Source organism: Streptomyces sp. DSM 15324 (genome assembly GCF_001514285.1).
Taxonomy (GTDB): domain Bacteria; phylum Actinomycetota; class Actinomycetes; order Streptomycetales; family Streptomycetaceae; genus Streptomyces.
This window is the reverse complement of the sequence record NZ_KQ949023.1, coordinates 1,209,356-1,227,038: the sequence shown is the minus strand read 5'-3', so window position 1 is coordinate 1,227,038 and position 17,683 is coordinate 1,209,356. Positions and strand designations below refer to the sequence as shown.

Below are 17,683 nucleotides of genomic sequence, written 5' to 3'. Positions count from 1 at the left end.
TTCCGTCACCTGCCGGGGGTCGTGGGAAGGGCTGCGGTCGGAGCCGGCGAGGCGCTCTGCGCGGGGGTGCCGCCGGGCGGGGCGGCCGAGGGGGACGCCGGGGGCGAGGCGACCGGCTGGGACGGCGTCATCGCCTCGGGCGGCCGTACGACGTCGGCGGCGCCCTGCGCGGACTGCCCGGCCGCGGCCGAGGGGACGCCCTTGACGGTGCCGTCGGGCTCCAGGAAGGCGGGGTCGCCGCCGGGGACCATGCCGAGTTCGCCGGCGCGGCGCCGCAGGGCGTCCGGGGCGGAGTAGGAGTCGATGTCGCGCTGGAGCGCCTGCTCCTCGTCGGTGAGGTTCTTCGTGTCCCGCTGGAGGTCGCCCATCCGGAACGAGCCCTCACTGAGCGCGGAGTTCAGCACCAGCAGCCCGATCAGGCCGCCGCCGAGCAGGAGAACGACGAGGAGGACGAAGGGGGTGCGGGCCGCCTGGCGCGGTCCCGCGGGGAACAGCCGGGCCAGCCGGGCCGCCCGCCCCTTGAGTTCGGGTTTCCTGCTCACTCGCCCTCCCCCGAGTCCGGTTTTCCCACCTGCGCCCGCCGCGCCCTCATTCGATGGACTCCCTGATGCGTTCGGCGCCGCGCAGCCGGGCCGGTGCCGCGCGCCGGTTCTCCGCGACCTCTTCCTCGGTGGGAAGTTCGGCACCGCGGGTCAGCAGCTTGAGCCGGGGCTGGTAGCGCTCCGGGACGACGGGCAGCCCGGGCGGGGCGGTGGTGGCGGCGCCGGCCGCGAACACCTGCTTGACCAGGCGGTCCTCCAGGGAGTGGTACGACAGCACGGCGATCCGTCCGCCCACGTCGATCGCCTCGACGGCGGCCGGGATCGCCCGCTCCAGCACCGACAGCTCGCCGTTGACCTCGATGCGCAGGGCCTGGAAGGTGCGCTTGGCCGGGTTGCCGCCGGTGCGCATGGCGGCCTGCGGCAGGGCGCCGCGGATCAGCTCGACCAGCCGGGCGCTGTTGCTGAACGGCTCCTTCTCGCGTTCGCGGACGATCGCGGAGACGATCCGCTTGGCCTGCTTCTCCTCGCCGTACGCCCGCAGGATGCGCACCAGTTCGCCGGGCGGGTAGGTGTTGAGGACCTCGGCGGCGCTGATGCCGGTCGTCTGGTCCATGCGCATGTCGAGCGGGGCGTCCTGGGCGTAGGCGAAGCCCCGGCCGGCCTCGTCGAGCTGCATGGAGGACACACCGAGGTCGAACAGGACGCCCTGGACGTGCGGGAGGCCGAGCCGGTCGAGGACGTCGGGGAGTTCGTCGTAGACGGCGTGCACGAGAGTGGCGCGCTCGCCGAAGGGGGCGAGACGCTCGCCGGAGAGCCGCAGGGCCTCCTTGTCGCGGTCCAGGGCGACGAGCCGTACCTCGGGGAACTGCGTCAGCAGGGCCTCGCTGTGGCCGCCGAGGCCGAGGGTGCAGTCGACGACGACGGCTCCGGGCCGCCGCAGGGCGGGGGCCAACAGGTCCAGGCACCGCTGGAGCATCACCGGGACGTGTCGACTCTGGCTCACGGGGCCCTCTCAGATCCGGCGGGAACGCGCACCGCCGGGTCCCCGCCCTCTCGTCTGGGGAAGGCCTGCCGCGGCGTGCGGGGAAGTCAGTCCAGCAGGGAGATCGCCGTCGAGATCGCCGCCTCCCGCTTCGCGTCACTTTAGTCCACGGTGTCTCGCGGTCAATCAACCGGCCTGCGCGTCGCGGGCGGGCGCCGGGGCGAAGCGCGTGGGCGGGGGAAATCACCCGGCCGGGTGGCGCGACCTCACTCCTGTGGCTTACCTCACAAGCACGACGTGATGACGCTCTTTTTCCCTTCTCACGACGGGACCGCGACGGCCGTGACCAGTACCGTCATGGTTATGACGACTTCCGCATCCGTACCCACCGAGTCCGAAGGCGCCATACCCGGCGGCACGGTGACCGACCGTCTCGTCGACGCGAACGAGCAGTACGCCGCCGCCTTCACCGATCCCGGCATGGACGCCCGGCCGGTGCTGCACGTGGCGGTCGTGGCCTGCATGGACGCCCGGCTCGACCTGCACGCGGCGCTCGGTCTGGAGCTGGGCGACTGCCACACGATCCGCAACGCGGGCGGGGTGGTCACCGACGACGTGATCCGGTCACTCACGATCAGCCAGCGCAAGCTGGGCACCCGCAGCATCGTGCTGATCCACCACACGGGCTGCGGGCTGGAGGCGATCACCGAGGACTTCCGCACCGAGCTGGAGATGGAGGTCGGCCAGCGTCCGGCCTGGGCGGTGGAGGCGTTCCGGGACGTGGACCAGGACGTACGGCAGTCCATGCAGCGGGTGCGCACCTCGCCGTTCCTGCTGCACACCGACGACGTGCGCGGCTTCGTGTTCGACGTGCGGACGGGCCTGCTGCGCGAGATCGACCCCGCCTGACGCGCGTACCGTGGCCTCTTCGCTGTCGTTTACCTGTTGATTTTCCCTCGCGTCGATGCCCAAAAGGCCAGAGAACCGACATATCGCCGGCAGTTGTCCACGCGCGAGTGACACGAATCGGTAACGGCAGCAAGAATGCGGTTGTGACGCCACGCCGAACATTTCACGGGTGGCGCACGTGATTCGGGGTGGGCCGGTTCGCGGTGAAGAGCGTCGGCCCGGAGAAATGTAAGGGCCGAGGAGGGCCGGGTGACGACCTATGACGAGCGAGCGAGCCTCACGGATCTGACCGCCACTGTGGATCGAGTCCGCAGTTCGGTGGAGGGAGTGATCGAGGGCAAGCCCGAGGTCGTACGGCTTTCGCTGACCGTGCTGCTCGCCGAGGGACATCTTCTGATCGAGGATGTCCCCGGCGTCGGCAAGACCATGCTCGCCAAGGCGCTGGCGAGGTCCATCGACTGTTCGGTGCGCCGGATCCAGTTCACGCCGGACCTGCTGCCCTCGGACATCACCGGCGTGTCGATCTGGGACCAGCAGCGCCGTGACTTCGAGTTCAAGCCGGGCGCGATCTTCGCCCAGATCGTGATCGGCGACGAGATCAACCGGGCCTCGCCCAAGACGCAGTCCGCGCTCCTGGAGTCCCTGGAGGAGCGCCAGGTCACCATCGACGGGCAGACCTACGAGCTGCCGAGCCCCTTCATGGTGGTGGCCACCCAGAACCCGGTCGAGATGGAGGGCACCTACCCGCTGCCCGAGGCCCAGCGCGACCGCTTCATGGCCCGGGTCTCCATCGGCTACCCGAGCGCGGAGGCCGAGCTGCAGATGCTCGACGTGCACGGCGGGGTCAGCCCGCTGGACGACCTCCAGCCGGTCGCCCACGCGCACGAGATCGTCAAGCTGATCGAGGCGGTCCGCACGGTCCACGTCGCCGAATCGGTTCGCCGATACGCCGTCGACCTGGTCGGCGCCACCCGCAGCCACCCGGACCTCAGACTCGGCGCCTCGCCGCGCGCGACGCTGCACCTGCTGCGCGCGGCGAAGGCGTCCGCCGCCCTCGCGGGCCGGGACTACGCGCTGCCGGACGACGTGCAGAACCTCGCCGTGGCGGTCCTGGCCCACCGTCTGCTGCCCACCGCGCAGGCCCAGCTCAACCGCCGTACGGCGGAACAGGTCGTCGAGGAGATCCTGCAGCGCACCCCGGTGCCCACCGGCGGCCAGCAGCACGCCTACGGCGCTCTGGGCCAGAACACGCCCGCGTACCCGCAGCAGCCGCCGCGGAGGATCTGATGACCACCGGGGGGACCGGACAGCCCCGGGGCAGCCGCCTGGAGAAGGGCGGCGCCCGGACCGCCCTGGCGGGTCTGAGCACCCGCGGGCGCTCCTTCCTGGCGGCCGGCATAGCCGCCGCCGTCTGCGCGTACGTGCTCGGCCAGCCCAACCTGCTGCGGGTCGGGCTGCTGCTCGCCGCGCTGCCGCTGATCTGCGCGGCCGTCGTCTACCGCACCCGCTACCGCGTCTCCGGCAGCCGCCGGCTGGCCCCCGCGCGCGTGCCGACCGGCGACGAGGCCCGCGTCCACCTGCGGATGGACAACGTCTCGCGGCTGCCCACCGGCCTGCTGATGCTCCAGGACAAGGTGCCCTACGTCCTCGGCCCGCGCCCCCGGTTCGTCCTGGACCGGGTGGAGGCGGGCGGCCGGCGCGAGGTGTCCTACCGGGTCCGCTCCGATCTGCGCGGCCGCTATCCGCTGGGCCCGCTCCAGCTCCGGCTGAGCGACCCGTTCGGCATGTGCGAACTGACCCGGTCCTTCTCGACGTACGACACGCTGACGGTGATCCCCCGCGTGGAGGCGCTGCCGCCGGTGCGGCTGACCGGCGAGGCCAAGGGGTACGGCGACGGGCGGCAGCGCGCGGTGGCGCTGGCCGGCGAGGACGACGTGATCCCGCGCGGCTACCGCTACGGCGACGACCTGCGCCGGGTGCACTGGCGTTCGACCGCCCGGTACGGCGAGCTGATGGTGCGCCGCGAGGAGCAGCCCCAGCGGGCCCGCTGCACGGTGCTGCTGGACACCCGCGCCCTGGCCTACGCGGGCGCCGGCCCGGACTCGGCCTTCGAATGGGCGGTCTCCGGCGCCGCGTCCGTCCTGGTGCACATGCTGGAGCGGGGCTTCTCGGTGCGGCTGCTGACGGACACCGGCACCTCGGTGCCCGGGGAGGGCGCCGACGGGTACGCCGGGGCCGGCGGGGAGTCGGCGGACGCGGCCGGGCTGATGATGGACACCCTCGCGGTGATCGACCACTCCGACGGCGCGAGCCTGTCGCGCGCCTATGACGTGCTGCGCGGCGGCAACGAGGGACTGCTGGTGGCGTTCTTCGGCGACATCGACGAGGAACAGGCGGCCATCGCCGCGAAGATGCGCCAGCGCAGCGGGGGCGCGGTCGCCTTCCTGCTGGACGGCGACACCTGGGGGCGTGAACCGAACGGCATGGCCCATCCGATGAACGGTCAGGAGGAGCGGCTGCGGCTGCTGCGCGAGGCGGGCTGGACCGTCCTCGGCGTACCGCGGGGCACCTCGCTGAACGAGCTGTGGCGGCAGGCCGACCGCGAGCGGGCGGGCGTCGTCACGGCGGGCGGGACACGTGCGGGGGAGGCGGGATCATGAGCGGACGGGCTCGGCTGACACTGTGCTCGGCGGCGGCCACACTGATGGCGTCGTGCGCCCTGCTGCCCCTCGTCGACCCGGCGACCTGGATCCTCCAGGCGGCGGTGCTGCTGGCGATCCAGTCCGGGGTGGGCGCGGCCGCCCGCCGGGTGCCGCTGGCCCGGCCGCTGACGGTGGCCGCCCAGGCGCTGGTCACGCTGCTGCTGCTCACCCTGGTCTTCGCCCGGGAGCAGGCGCTGCTCGGCGTGGTCCCCGGCCCGGAGGCGGTCCGGCACCTCGGGGAGCTGCTGCAAGCGGGCGCCGAGGACGTCGGGAGGTACGCGATCCCCGCCCCCCTGTCCGCCGGCATCCGGCTGATGACGGTCGGCGGAGTGCTGGTGATCGGCCTGGCGGTGGACACCCTCGCGGTGACCTACCGCAACGCCGCGCCGGCCGGTCTGCCGCTGCTCGCGCTGTACTCGGTGGCCGCGGGCCTGTCGAACGGGTCGAGCGCCTGGGTGTGGTTCCTGGCCGCCGCGGTCGGCTATCTGATGCTGCTGCTGGCCGAGGGCCGCGAGCGGCTCGCCCAGTGGGGCCGGGTCTTCGCCGGCGCCCCGCGCACCGCGGGCGGTCCACCGGCGACGGTGGCTCCGGTGCGCACCGGGCGGCGCATCGGCATGGCCGCGCTGGGCGTGGCCCTGGTGGTGCCGCTGCTGCCCCTGCCGGCGATCCAGGGCGGCCTGCTGGCGGGCGCCGGGCCGGGCGCGGGCGCGGGAGGCGGCGGCGGGGGCACGATCTCCGCGGTCAACCCGGTGGTCTCGCTGCGCGACAGCCTGAACGTGAACGACGACCGCACGGTCCTCACGCTGAGCACCAACGCCGAAGACCTGTCGGACATGTACCTCCGGATCGTCTCCCTGGACGACTTCGACGGCACCACCTGGAAGCCCTCCAAGCGCCACATCGTCGCCGTGCCGGACGAGCTCCCCACGCCCACCGGCCTGGGGCAGGAGATCAAGCGCACGGTGGTCGACACCCGGATCTCGGCCGCCACCGGCTACGCCCAGGCCTGGCTGCCGATGCCGTACCCGCCGAGCGGCGTGAAGATCAAGGGCGACTGGAGGTACGAACCGGTCGGCATGACCCTCGTCGGCGACCACGGCGAGGACACCAGCGGCAAGACGTACGAGGTGACGAGCCTCGATGTGCAGCCGACGGCGAAGCAGCTGGAGGCGGCTCCTAAGGCGCCGAGCTCGATCCGGGACGAGTACACCAAGGTGCCCGGGTCGCTGCCGAAGGCGGTGTCGCGCCAGGCGCGGGAGATCACCGCGGGCGCGACCAGCGACTACGCGAAGGCGGTCGCGCTCCAGGACTACTTCGCGCTCACGGGCGGCTTCGCGTACGACACCGATGTGGAGGTCGGCTCCGGGCCGGACGCGATCGCCCGCTTCCTGCGGGACAAGCAGGGTTTCTGCGTCCACTTCTCGTTCGCGATGGCGGCGATGGCCCGCACGCTGGGCATACCGGCCCGGGTCGCCGTGGGCTTCGCGCCGGGTTCGCCGCAGGCGGACGGTTCGGTGGCGGTGAGCCTGAAGGACGCGCACGCCTGGCCCGAGCTGTACTTCGAGGGCGTGGGCTGGACCCGTTTCGAGCCGACCCCGACGCGCGGGACGACACCGTCGTACACGGTGCCGGACTCCTCCGACGCGGGCACCCCCGACGTGCCGCAGTCCTCGCAGTCGGCGGACGCGGCCCCGTCGGCGGCGCCCTCGGCGAGCACGAGCTGCTCGGCGCAGGACAAGAAGCTCGACGGCTGCGGTGCGGCGCTCCCGCTGGACGAAGCGGACCAGGGCGACCAGGGCACCCCGGTGTACGAGACGGTCGGCTGGATCCTGCTGGGCGCCCTGGCGCTCGCCCTGCCGTTGCTGCCGATGCTGTGGCGGCTGCGGCGGCGGTCGGTGCGGCTGGCGTCCGCCCGGCACTCCGGGGCCGTGGCGGCCCAGGGACGTCCGGGGGGCGGCGCCGAGGGGCTCGCGGCGGAGGACAAGCCCTCCGGTTCCGCCGTGCTGCTGGACGAGCCGTCCCACGAGGCGGCCGAAGCCGCCTCGGCGCATGTGCTGGCGGTCTGGCGCGAGCTCATCGACACGGCCTGGGACTACGGCATCGAGCCGGACGACGCGCTGACCCCCCGGCGGGCGGCGGCGCGGATCGTGCGGATCGGGGAGCTGGACGAGTCGGCGGCCGGGTCGGTGCACCGGGTGGCCGGAGCCGTGGAGCAGGTGCTGTTCGCTCCGCACCCGCGCGCCGGGACCGGGCTGTCGCAGGAGGTCCACCGGGTGCGGGCGGCGCTGCGGGCGAGGGTGGGCTGGACCACCCGGGTGCGGGCGGTCGTGGCACCCCGCTCGGCCGTCCGGGCGGTCTGGGACCTCGCGGACCGCTGGACGGCCCTCAAGGCGTCCTGGGCGGGCCGGGCGGCCCAGCTGGCGGGACTGCTGCGCCGGCGCCCCTCGGGCCAGCAGAGCTGAGCCCCGGAGGACGAAGACACCGAGAGGTGGACACGTCGAGGGGGTGACCACCCGGTGGGTGGTCACCCCCTCGACGTCGTCCGGGGTGGGGGCCGGTCAGTGGCCGCCCTGCTCGTCTCGGCGGCGCTGCCAGCGCTGCTCGATCCGGTCCATCAGCGAGCGCTTCTGCCGTCCCTGACCGCGGGTGTGCTGGACGCCCGCGGGGTGTTCGCCCGGCTTGGGCGCCTTGCGCCAGCCGGTGACCGCGAGCACCGCACAGCCCAGCATGACGAGGAAGCCCACGACACTGAGCCACACCTGCTTGGCGACCATGCCCGCCATGAGGAGCGCGATACCCACGAGGAAGCCCGCGACCGCCTGGTAGACCCGCCGTCGGGTGTACGTACGCAGCCCGCTTCCCTCGAGCGCCGACGCGAACTTGGGATCTTCGGCGTACAGCGCTCGCTCCATCTGCTCGAGCATGCGCTGCTCGTGCTCCGAGAGCGGCACGGAGTCCTCCTCATCGTGCAGTCGCCGGGGCGACTCGGGGGTCCCTTCAGGATAGGCAGGGATTCGCCCCCGTGAAACCCGCCCCTCTACGCCAATTGGCCAACCGGAGCCCGCCATGGGCGTCCCGGTCCGCTGAGGCTTCCATTCCCCGGCGGCCGACCCGTCATGCCGGGCGGTCTCCCTCGATCATACGGCGCACCGCGCCCGAACGGGGGGCCTGTGGCGTACTCCATGTGCCGCCAAGCCCCTGATCAGCGGGCGGGGTCCGGGAGCGCTCAGGCCTCCTCGGTCCCCCGGGTCTCACCGAGCACATGGAGCTGGGTGGCGACGGAGTGGAAGGCGGGGAGTTCGGCGGCGGCCTCCTCGAGCTTGAGCAGGGCGTCGAGGGCGCCGGGCTCGGTGTCCACGAGGACGCCGGGGACGAGGTCGGCGAAGACCCGTACGCCGTGCACGGCGGTGACGCCGAGGCCGGCGCGCTCGACGAGCCCGGTGAGCTGCTCGGCGGTGAAGCGGCGCGGCACGGGGTCACCGCTGCCCCAGCGGCCGTCCGGGTCGGAGAGCGCCTGCCGGGCCTCCTTGAAGTGCCCGGCGAGCGCCCGCGCGAGGACGGCTCCGCCGAGGCCGGCGGCCAGGAGGCTGAGGACGCCCTCGGGGCGCAGGGCGGCCACGGTGTTGCGGACGCCTTCGGCGGGGTCGTCGACGTACTCCAGGACGCCGTGGCACAGGACGGCGTCGTAGCCGCCGCGCTCGACCACGTCGAAGAGGCCGTGGGCGTCGCCCTGGACGCCGCGCACCCGGTCGGCGACGCCGGCCTCGGCGGTGCGGCGCTCCAGCGCGAAGAGCGCGTTGGGGCTGGGGTCGACGACCGTGACCCGGTGACCGAGGCGGGCGACGGGCACCGCGAAGTTGCCGCTGCCGCCGCCGGTGTCGAGGACGTCGAGCGCCTCGCGGCCGGTGGCCTTGACCCGGCGCTCGAGGGCGTCCTGGAGGACCTCCCAGACCACGGCGGTACGGAGAGCGGCACGGGGGCGGATCGGGTCCGGCACGGCGGTTGACTCCTCGGCGCGGCACCGCCTCTTGCGCGGCGGAGCGAACGGGCTGCCTCCCGGACCGGCGCGACCGGAGCGGGCCGGGCGGAGGGAAGGCTTCAAACACCGTCCACCCTATTGCCTCCGAGGCCGGGACCGGCCACTGCGTCCCGCCGAGTCCGACATCCCCGACCGGCCCTGATCCGGCCCCGCAGGACGGTCCCGCGCGGCCGCCCGCGGCCGCCCGAAGGCAGCGACGACCGACAGCACCGGAGCCCGGTCGGCGCGCGGACCGCTTCCGCCCGCGGACCGCTTCGCCCTCAGCCCGCGTCCGGCATCGCCCTTCCCGCCGCCCTGCCCTCCGGCGCGTCGCCGTCCGGGCGGGGCGGGGGCAGGACGGGCTGGAGGACCAGCATGCGCTCGACGAGGCGGACGAACATCGCCACGTCGCGGATCAGGTCGTCGGCGTCCCGGCGGCTTGCCGCGCCCTGGATGCCCGCCTCGGCCCGCGCGCGGCGCCGGGCCCCGGAGGCGAACAGGGCGCTCCACTCGGTCAGTTCGGGCGCGATCTCGGGGAGCACCTCCCAGGCGCTGCGGATGCGGGCCCGCTTGCGGGGTGAGGGGTCGGGGCGGCCGCGGGCGGCGAGGACGGCGGCGGCGGTGCGCAGGGCGGCGAGATGGGCCGTGGCGTAGCGCTCGTTGGGCGTTTCGAGGACGGCCGCCTCCTCCAGGCCTGCGCGGGCCTGGGCGAGCAGGTCGAGTGCGGCGGGCGGTGCCGTCGTCCGGCGCAGCACGGGGTGGACGTCGCTCGCCGGGCCGGTCAGTGAGGGGGCAGGGCCGGTGGCGCGGCGCCGGTGTGCGGCGGCTGCGTGGGAGCTGGCCATGACGAACCTCCTGTCGTCTGGGTGACGGCACTCCGTGTCCGGTGGTGCCGTATGGGCCCATCGTGCGGTATGCCACTGACAATCCGTTCTGACCTGGGCTTTTGCTTCGATCGGAAGTTCGGGCTACTTTTGCACTGACCAGTCAGTTCAAAAGTAGGGGGGACTGTGGGCGGCGTCCGCATCACAGCCGAAGGCCTCGGCCTCGAGGGCCCCCGGGGATGGGCCTTCCGCGGCGTGGACCTCGACGCGGAACCCGGTTCGCTGCTCGCGATCGAGGGACCGTCCGGCTCCGGCCGCACGAGCCTGCTCCTCGCGCTCACCGGCCGGATGAGGACCACCGAGGGGACGGCGACCGTGGGCACGGCACGGCTGCCGAAGCAGGCGGCGGCCGTGCGCCGGACCGGCGCGCTCGCCCATGTCGCCGGCGTCACCGACCTCGACCCGGCGCTCACCGTCGACGAGCACCTGCGCGAACGGGCGCTGCTCCAGCGGCGGTTCGGCGTATCCGTGCGGGAGCTGCTGCGCCCGCGCGCGGAGCGGGCCGCGGCGGCGGCGCTGCGGACCGACACCGCGCTGGAGGCGGCCGGTCTCGACCGCGCGGCCCTGCCCAAGGGCGGCCGGACCGCCGTACGCGACCTGGAACGGATCGAGGAGCTGCGGCTGTCGGTGGCCCTCGCGCTCGTCGGACGGCCGGCCCTGCTCGGCGTCGACGACACCGACCTGAAGCTGTCCGAGGCGGAACGCGACGCGGTCTGGGACCTGTTGCGAGCGATCGCCGCGTCCGGGACCACCGTCCTGGCGGTCTGCGCCGAGGCCCCCGAAGGGATCACCGCGGTGTCCACCCGCACCCCCGGCGACAGGACCCCGGACACCGAGGGGCCCGCCACCGAGGTCTCCACCCCCGGACCCGACGAGAAGGAGAAGGCCGATGCGCTCGCCCCGACTGGCCGCGCTTGAGCTGCGCCGCTTCGGCAGGGGGAAGCTGCCGCGGGCCGCCCTGGTGGCCCTCCTGCTGCTGCCCCTGCTGTACGGGGCGCTGTACCTGTGGTCGTTCTGGGACCCCTACGGCCGGCTCGACCGCATCCCGGTGGCGCTGGTGAACGACGACAAGGGGGCGACGGCCGGCGGGAAGCGGATCACGGCCGGGGACGACATCACCCGGGGGCTGCGGGACAGCGAGGTGTTCGACTGGCACGAGGTGAGCGCCGAGCAGGCACGCGCGGGCGTGGAGGACGGCACGTACTACCTGTCGCTGACCATGCCCGCCGACCTCAGCACGCGGATCGCCTCCAACGCGGGCGACACGCCGGAGACCGGCGCCCTTCAGGTGCGTACGAACGACGCGAACAACTACATCGTCGGGCAGATCTCACGGACCGTCTTCAGCGAGGTCCGCACGGCGGCCTCCACGAAGGCCTCGCGGTCGTTCCTGGACAGGATCTTCGTCTCGTTCTCCGACCTCCACGGCCGGACGGCCGAGGCGGCCGACGGCGCCGACGACCTCACCAGCGGCATCGGCAAGGCCGAGAAGGGGTCCAAGGACCTCGCCGACGGGCTGTCCGCGGCCAAGAAGGGCAGCAGCTCGCTGGCCACGGGACTGGAGAAGCTCGACGCGGGCTCCGGCGACCTGGCGGACGGCACCCGACGGGTCGCGAACGGCACCCAGACGCTCGCCGACCGGGTCAACGGCGTCGCGGGCAAGGTGGGTCCCTTCCTCAAGGACAACGAGCAGACCATCGGCGACACCGCGCAGCTGGTCGCGGACTCCGCCGGGACGGTCGCCGCCCACCTCGACACGCTCGTGAAGGCCGCCCCGACCGCCGCCGAGGGCGCGCACACCGCCGCGGACACGCTCGCCGCCCTCTACCGGACCCGCTGCGCCGACCCGGTGGCGCCGGACCCCGCCTGCGCGGACCTGGCGAAGGCCCGGGACACGGCCGCCGAGGTCGCCACGGTCGCGGACGACCTGAACACGCTGATCGCCGACCAGGACGGCGACCTGAAGACCCTGCGCGCCCACCTCGGCACGCTCCAGGAGCAGGCGCAGGCCCTCGCCGACCGGGCCCCGCGCCTCTCCGAGGACCTCGACGACGCCGTGACCCGGATCAACGCCCTCAACACCGGCGCCCGCAAGGTCGCCGCGGGAGCGCGGGAGCTGCACACCGGGCTCGGCACGGCCAGCTCCGGCGCCGGCACCCTGGACCAGGGCGTCGGGCGGCTCAGGTCGGGGGCCGAGGACCTCACCGGCGGCATGTTCAAGCTCTCCGACGGCTCCGGACGACTCGCCGACGGACTGCACGACGGCGCCGCGAAGATCCCCGACTACGACGAGCGGCAGCGCGACACGCGGACCGCCGTCATGGCCGACCCCGTACGACTCGCCGCCCAGGACCTGCACAAGGCGGCCAACTACGGCACCGGATTCGCCCCGTACTTCATCCCGCTGTCGCTGTGGGTGGGGGCGATGGTGGCGTACATGCTGATCCCGCCGATGAACCGGCGCGCCCTCGCCGTGGGCGCCTCGGCCTGGCGGATCGCGCTGGCGGGCTGGCTGCCGGTGGTCGCCGTCGGGGTGCTCCAGACGACGGCGCTGATGGCCGTGCTGCACTGGGCGATCGGCCTGGAGATGGCCCGCGCGGCCGGGACGGTGGGCTTCCTGTTCCTCGTCACGGCGTGCTTCGCGGCCCTCGTGCAATGGCTCAACGCACGCTTCGGCGCGGCGGGCCGGATCCTCGTCCTGGCGCTGCTGATGCTCCAGCTGACCTCGGCGGGCGGCACCTATCCGGTGCAGACGAGCCCCGGCTTCTTCAACGCCGTCCACCCCTGGCTGCCGATGAGCTACGTCGTGGAGGCGCTGCGCAGGCTCATCACGGGCGGCGGTCTGCAACCGGTGTGGCACGCGTGCGTGGTGCTCGTGCTGTTCACCGCGGGCGCGCTCGCGCTGACCGCCCTGTCGGCCCGCCGCCGCCAGGTGTGGACGCTGGACCGGCTGCACCCGGAACTGAGCCTGTGACGATGCGGCGTACGGGAGGTCGGGTACCTGTGACAATCGGGACCATGGAAAGCAGCACCACGTCGGGCGGCCGCACCCGCCGCGAGGCCACCCGGCAGAAGCTCTACGAGGCGGCCGTCACTCTCATCGCCGAACAGGGCTTCTCCGCCACCACGGTGGACGAGATCGCCGAGCGGGCCGGCGTCGCGAAGGGCACGGTCTACTACAACTTCGCGAGCAAGTCGGTCCTCTTCGAGGAGTTGCTGCGGCACGGCGTGGGTCTGCTCACGGCCTCCCTGAGACAGGCCGCCGAGGACACCGAGCGACGGGGCGGCAGCAAGGTCGACGCACTGGACGCGATGGTCCGCGCGGGCCTCGTCTTCATCGAGCGCTACCCGTCCTTCACCCAGCTGTACGTGGCCGAGCTGTGGCGCACCAACCGGACCTGGCAGTCCACGCTGATGGTGGTGCGCGAGCAGGCGGTGGCCGTCGTGGAGGGCGTGCTGCGCACGGGTGTGGAGAACGGCGAGTTCAGCGAGGAGATCGACGTCAAGCTGACCGCGTCCGCGCTGGTCGGGATGGTCCTGGTGGCGGCCCTGGACTGGCGGGCGTTCCAGCCGGAGCGCTCGCTGGACGACGTCCACTCCGCGCTGTCCCGGCTGCTGCAGGGGCGGGTGAGCGGTCCCCGCTGACGGCGGGGCGCACACGAAAGCGCCGGTCCGCCGTGGCCGCGTCCCCCGCGGGCCACCACGCACCGGCGCTTCGCCGTGCTCCCCCGTTCCCCCCTTCCCTCCCCCGGTTTCCCCCGTTGTTCCCCCGTGCGGTCGTTCCCCCGGGTCTCCCCCGTGCCTCGCTCCCGCCGAGCGGTCGGCGGAAGGAGCGGAGCGAGGGCCGCTCCGTTCCGGCGCCCCGTGTCGCCGGTGCCGGAGCCGCGCCCCTTTTCCGTGTCTCCACTGTCGCGTCCGCGCCGGTCGGCCCCCATCCGCGCGCGTACTCAACTCACCGACTAGGTACGTGTACTCAGGGCTGGGTGCTCAACCCCGGGCCGCTCCGCGCCCGTCCGGTCACCAGCGCCTCCGTCGCCGTACCTGTCGGTGGCGGCCGATAAAGTCGCGGGCATGGCACGGATTGCGGTGATCGGCGCCGGGCTGGGCGCGATGGCGACCGCCGCCCGGCTGGCCGTCGCGGGCCACCGGGTGGCGGTGTACGAGCGTACGGAGACGTACGGCGGAGCGGTGCGCCGCTTCGAGAGGGACGGCTTCGGCTTCGACACCGGGCCGGGGCTGCTGCCCCTGCCCGCGGTCTACCGGGACCTGTTCGTCAAGACGGGCAAGGAGCCGCTGGAGGCCTGTGTCGAGCTGGTCCAGGTCGATCCGTCGGCCCGGCACGTGTTCGCGGACGGCACCGAGGTGTCCCTGCCGAACGCCTCGCGCGCGGGGGTCGTCTCCGCGCTGGACGAGGCGCTCGGCCGGGGCGCGGGGCTGCGCTGGGGCGACTTCCTGGTCCGGGCCCGTGAGACCTGGGACCGCACCCGTCGGCCCCTCCTGGAGGAGCCCCTGTGGCCGAACTGGCGGGTCCTGGCCGACCGGGAGCCGTATCCGGCGGTGCCGCACAGGAAGCTGCTGCGCACCCGCCGGGCGGGCACCCTCGCCGAGGTGGGCGCCTGGGAGCTGCGCGACCCCCGGCTGGCCGCCCTGCTGGACGGGCACGCGCTGGCGTACGGCCTGGATCCCCGTCGTGCCCCGGCGAGCGCGGCCGTGCTGCCGTACATGGAGCACGCCTTCGGCATGTGGTACGTACGCGGCGGTCTGCGGGAGCTGGCCCGCGCGGTGTACGAGCGGTGCGAGGCCCGCCGGGTGGAGTTCGTCTTCGGCGCCGACGTCGTCCGGGTGCGGGAGAAGGACGGCCGGGCGACGGGGGTCGAGCTGGCCGGCGGTGAGGTGGTGGACGCGGACTTCGTGGTCGCGCCCGGCGGCGTGGCGGGGCTGCCCGCGCGGGGCGAGGGCGAGGTGCCGTCCCAGCGGGGCCTGCCCAGCCGGCTGACGGTGCTGCTCGCGCTGCGCGGCGCCCGGCCGGAGGGGACCGCGCACCGGACGGTGGTGCACACCGCGGACCGCGAGGGCGAGCTGGAGAGCCTGTTCGGTACGGCGCCCGCGGTGCCCGCGCGGCCGACGGTCACGGTGCTGCGGCCCGGCGACCCGGCGCTGGTACCGGACGGCGGCCATGAGACGGTCACGCTCGGCGCCACGGTGCCCGCGGGGGCTCGGGTGGACGAGGAACACGTGGAGGCGCTGGTCTCCGCCGCCGAGCGGGCCGTGCCGGGCTTGCGCGAGCGCGTGCTGTGGCGGGAGGTGCGCACCCCCGCCGACATCGCCGCGGAGACCGGCGCTCCGGGCGGCGCCGTCCCTGCGCCGTCGCTGGCGGCAGCCGGGGGCCGGCTGCTGCACCCGGCGAACTCGACCGGTCTGCACGGGCTGTTCACGGCCGGCGGCTGGTCGCACCCCGGGGGCGGACTGCCCCACGCGGGCATGTCGGGCGCGCTGGTGGCCGGACTGATCGTGGAGGGACCGGAGTTCCGCGGCTCGCAGTGAGAGCCCGGCGGCCGGGCGTCAGAAGCGGTACTGCTGGTCGTCGTACCCGGTGCCCTGCTGCCCCTGCCGGCCGTCCCCCTGGTACGGGTACTGCTGCTGCTCGGGCGGGAGTTCACTGCCGAACGGGTCGTCGGTGCGCTGCTGCGGGACCCAGACGCCGCCCGCCGGGGTCTCCCCGTAGCCCCCGGCGGCGCCGGTGCCGTACTGCTCCTGGCCGTAGCCCTGCTGCCCGTACTGCTGCTGGTCGTAGCCGCCGTCGTAGGAGCCGCCACCGTAGGTCTGGGTGCCGATGTAGGGGTCGGAGTAGGCGGCGTACTGCTGCTCGCCGGTGGCGTCGTAGCCGTACTGCTGCTGGTTGTACCCGGAGTAGCCGTCGTAGCCGTAGCCCTGGTCGGTGCCCTGGGCGGCCGTCGCGTACTGGTCCTGGGACCGGCCGGTGGCCTCCTCGTACGCCGAATCGGTGTATATGCCGTACGCGTTGGTGTCGTCGGGCATGGGCTGCGGCGAGTAGACCGTGGTGCTCTCCGCGGCGGAGGCCTGGGACGGGCGGGCGGCCGGGGTGAAGACGTCGTCGCGGTCGAAGTCGTCATCGGCGAAGGCGCCCGCGTCCTTGTCCTGGCCGTAGGCCGGGCCGTCGCCGAACGAGGAGGAGTCGAGGTCGCCGTAACCGGGAAGGCTTCCCCTGCCCGGCTCGGCGCCGTCCAGGTCCGGGTCCTCGCGGTCGTCCTTGGTGCGGCGGCCCTTGCCGAAGCTCTTGGGGAACGGCCCCTCGCCGTCGCCGCGGCGCACGGCCCAGCCCTCGGCGAATCCGCGGCGGAAGGAGAGCGTCACGTACGTCTGGCCGACCGCGAAGGCGGCCGCGCCCAGCCCGATGACGATCACCGAGGGGATCAGCACACCGAGCACGACACCGAGGAAGCCCACGAAGGCCAGCAGTCGCCAGCGCAGGCGCGCCTTGTACTGCAGCAGCACCTCACCGAGCAGCCACAGCGCGACGATGCCGAACGCGATGTAGAGGACCGTCCAGCCCATGTACGCCCCTCTCCCAGTGGCCGCTACGCAGTGTGTCGTAATGCGGTGCGACCGGTCTAGGCCTGCGGCGGGTGGTGCAGACCCAGGTTCTCGTAGATTTCCAGTGTCGCCGTGGAGCTGTTGAGCGTGATGAAGTGCAGTCCGGGCACTCCCTCGGCGAGAAGCCGAGCGCAGAACTCCGTGGCGAAGTCGATGCCAATGGAGCGTACAGCGGCCGGATCCTCTTTGGCTGTGAGGATCCGCTCTTTCAGGACGTCCGGGATGTGCGCGTTGCTGAGCTGGGGCAGCCTCTCCAGCATCTTCACGCTGGTCACCGGCAGGACCTCCGGGATGACGGGGGTCTCGCAGCCGGCTGCCGCGACCCGGTCGCGCAGCCGCAGATAGGACTCGGGTTGGAAGAACATCTGCGTGATGGCGTAGTCGGCGCCCGCCCGGCACTTGTCGACGAAGTGCGCGACGTCGGTGTCCCAGTCACCGGAGCGCGGGTGCATCTCGGGGAAGGCGGCGACGCCGACGCAGAAGTCGCCCGACTCCTTGATGAGACGGACGAGCTCGGCGGCGTAGGTGAGCCCCTGCGGATGCGGCACCCAGTCGCCCATCGGGTCGCCGGGCGGGTCGCCGCGCACCGCGAGCATGTTGCGGATCCCGGCGTCGGCGTACTGGCCGATGATGTTGCGCAGCTCGGCGACGGAGTGGTTGACCGCGGTGAGGTGCGCCACCGGGGTGAGGGTGGTGTCGGCGACGATCTGCTCGGTCTCCTTGACCGTGGTCGCCCGGGTGGAGCCACCGGCGCCGTACGTCACCGAGACGAAGTCGGGGGCGACCGCCTCGACCCTGCGGAGCGCGTCCCACAGGCTCCGCTCTCCCTTGGGCGTCTTCGGCGCGGTGAACTCGAACGAGTACGTCGTCTTGCCGGTCGCCAGGGTGTCACGCACGGTGCGTGCGCGGTCCGTCCGGGTGGATGCGGTTCCGAGGGCCATACCCGCAGGTTAACCAGGGGCCGACGGTCGCCCAACCGGATGCCGGATATGTGCCCGAATTGTCGGCTCGTTGTCCACCCATTGGACACA

General features: G+C 73.5%; 15 protein-coding genes. 8 read left to right on the top strand and 7 right to left on the bottom strand.

Annotated features, from left to right (window positions below):
• Nucleotides 1–5: 5 nt before the first annotated feature.
• Nucleotides 6–542: a cell division protein FtsL gene (locus tag AQJ58_RS05395; protein WP_067245215.1), complete on the bottom strand. Its 537-nt coding sequence runs from the start codon at nucleotides 540–542 to the stop codon at nucleotides 6–8.
• 46 nt (nucleotides 543–588) lie between these two features.
• Nucleotides 589–1,545 (bottom strand): 16S rRNA (cytosine(1402)-N(4))-methyltransferase RsmH, encoded by a 957-nt coding sequence (gene rsmH / locus AQJ58_RS05390; RefSeq protein ID WP_079078701.1) that lies wholly within the window; start codon nucleotides 1,543–1,545, stop codon nucleotides 589–591.
• A gap of 279 nt (nucleotides 1,546–1,824) precedes the next feature.
• Between rsmH and AQJ58_RS05385 the strand changes: the two genes are divergently transcribed.
• The 4 genes from AQJ58_RS05385 to AQJ58_RS05370 all read left to right on the top strand — a co-directional run bounded on the left by AQJ58_RS05385 (nucleotide 1,825) and on the right by AQJ58_RS05370 (nucleotide 7,597).
• Entirely contained in the window at nucleotides 1,825–2,433 is a 609-nt protein-coding gene (locus tag AQJ58_RS05385) for a beta-class carbonic anhydrase (protein WP_079078700.1), read from the top strand.
• Between the two features lie 249 nt (nucleotides 2,434–2,682).
• The gene (locus AQJ58_RS05380) at nucleotides 2,683–3,720 is read left to right on the top strand and encodes an AAA family ATPase (protein ID WP_067245210.1); all 1,038 of its coding nucleotides are present in this window, start codon (nucleotides 2,683–2,685) and stop codon (nucleotides 3,718–3,720) included.
• A complete protein-coding gene (locus tag AQJ58_RS05375; RefSeq protein WP_067245204.1) occupies nucleotides 3,720–5,093 on the top strand; it encodes a DUF58 domain-containing protein in 1,374 nt (457 codons plus the stop codon). Before AQJ58_RS05380 ends, AQJ58_RS05375 begins: the two co-directional genes overlap by 1 nt.
• A complete protein-coding gene (locus AQJ58_RS05370; RefSeq protein ID WP_067245202.1) occupies nucleotides 5,090–7,597 on the top strand; it encodes a transglutaminase TgpA family protein in 2,508 nt (835 codons plus the stop codon). The genes AQJ58_RS05375 and AQJ58_RS05370 overlap by 4 nt, the downstream gene beginning before the upstream one ends.
• Nucleotides 7,598–7,693: 96 nt before the next feature.
• On the opposite strand, the gene AQJ58_RS05365 is transcribed toward AQJ58_RS05370, so the two are convergent.
• The 3 genes from AQJ58_RS05365 to AQJ58_RS05355 form a co-directional block, all read right to left on the bottom strand.
• Nucleotides 7,694–8,086: a DUF3040 domain-containing protein gene (locus AQJ58_RS05365; RefSeq protein WP_067245201.1), complete on the bottom strand. Its 393-nt coding sequence runs from the start codon at nucleotides 8,084–8,086 to the stop codon at nucleotides 7,694–7,696.
• Nucleotides 8,087–8,361: 275 nt separating this feature from the next.
• Nucleotides 8,362–9,132 carry a methyltransferase gene (locus AQJ58_RS05360; protein WP_067245199.1) on the bottom strand — a complete coding sequence of 257 codons (771 nt, stop codon included), beginning with the start codon at nucleotides 9,130–9,132 and terminating at the stop codon, nucleotides 8,362–8,364.
• 302 nt (nucleotides 9,133–9,434) lie between these two features.
• Entirely contained in the window at nucleotides 9,435–9,998 is a 564-nt protein-coding gene (locus AQJ58_RS05355; protein WP_067245197.1) for an SAV_6107 family HEPN domain-containing protein, read from the bottom strand.
• A gap of 165 nt (nucleotides 9,999–10,163) precedes the next feature.
• Here AQJ58_RS05355 and AQJ58_RS05350 point away from each other — a divergent pair, with 165 nt between their 5' ends.
• From AQJ58_RS05350 to AQJ58_RS05335, 4 genes are all read left to right on the top strand, one after another.
• The gene (locus tag AQJ58_RS05350; RefSeq protein WP_067245195.1) at nucleotides 10,164–10,955 is read left to right on the top strand and encodes an ATP-binding cassette domain-containing protein; all 792 of its coding nucleotides are present in this window, start codon (nucleotides 10,164–10,166) and stop codon (nucleotides 10,953–10,955) included.
• A complete protein-coding gene (locus AQJ58_RS05345) occupies nucleotides 10,927–13,011 on the top strand; it encodes a YhgE/Pip domain-containing protein (RefSeq protein WP_067245193.1) in 2,085 nt (694 codons plus the stop codon). The genes AQJ58_RS05350 and AQJ58_RS05345 overlap by 29 nt, the downstream gene beginning before the upstream one ends.
• Nucleotides 13,012–13,055: 44 nt before the next feature.
• Nucleotides 13,056–13,682, top strand: coding sequence for a TetR/AcrR family transcriptional regulator (locus AQJ58_RS05340; RefSeq protein WP_067245191.1), 627 nt, complete (start codon nucleotides 13,056–13,058; stop codon nucleotides 13,680–13,682).
• Between the two features lie 426 nt (nucleotides 13,683–14,108).
• Nucleotides 14,109–15,581, top strand: a complete 1,473-nt coding sequence (locus AQJ58_RS05335; protein WP_067245189.1) for a phytoene desaturase family protein — start codon at nucleotides 14,109–14,111, stop codon at nucleotides 15,579–15,581.
• An 18-nt stretch (nucleotides 15,582–15,599) separates the two neighbouring features.
• On the opposite strand, the gene AQJ58_RS05330 is transcribed toward AQJ58_RS05335, so the two are convergent.
• Complete coding sequence (locus AQJ58_RS05330; protein WP_067245187.1) at nucleotides 15,600–16,613, bottom strand: SCO2102 family sporulation regulator; 1,014 nt, start codon at nucleotides 16,611–16,613, stop codon at nucleotides 15,600–15,602.
• Nucleotides 16,614–16,669: 56 nt separating this feature from the next.
• Entirely contained in the window at nucleotides 16,670–17,593 is a 924-nt protein-coding gene (gene metF, locus AQJ58_RS05325) for a methylenetetrahydrofolate reductase [NAD(P)H] (protein WP_067245185.1), read from the bottom strand.
• Between the last annotated feature and the right edge of the window lie 90 nt (nucleotides 17,594–17,683).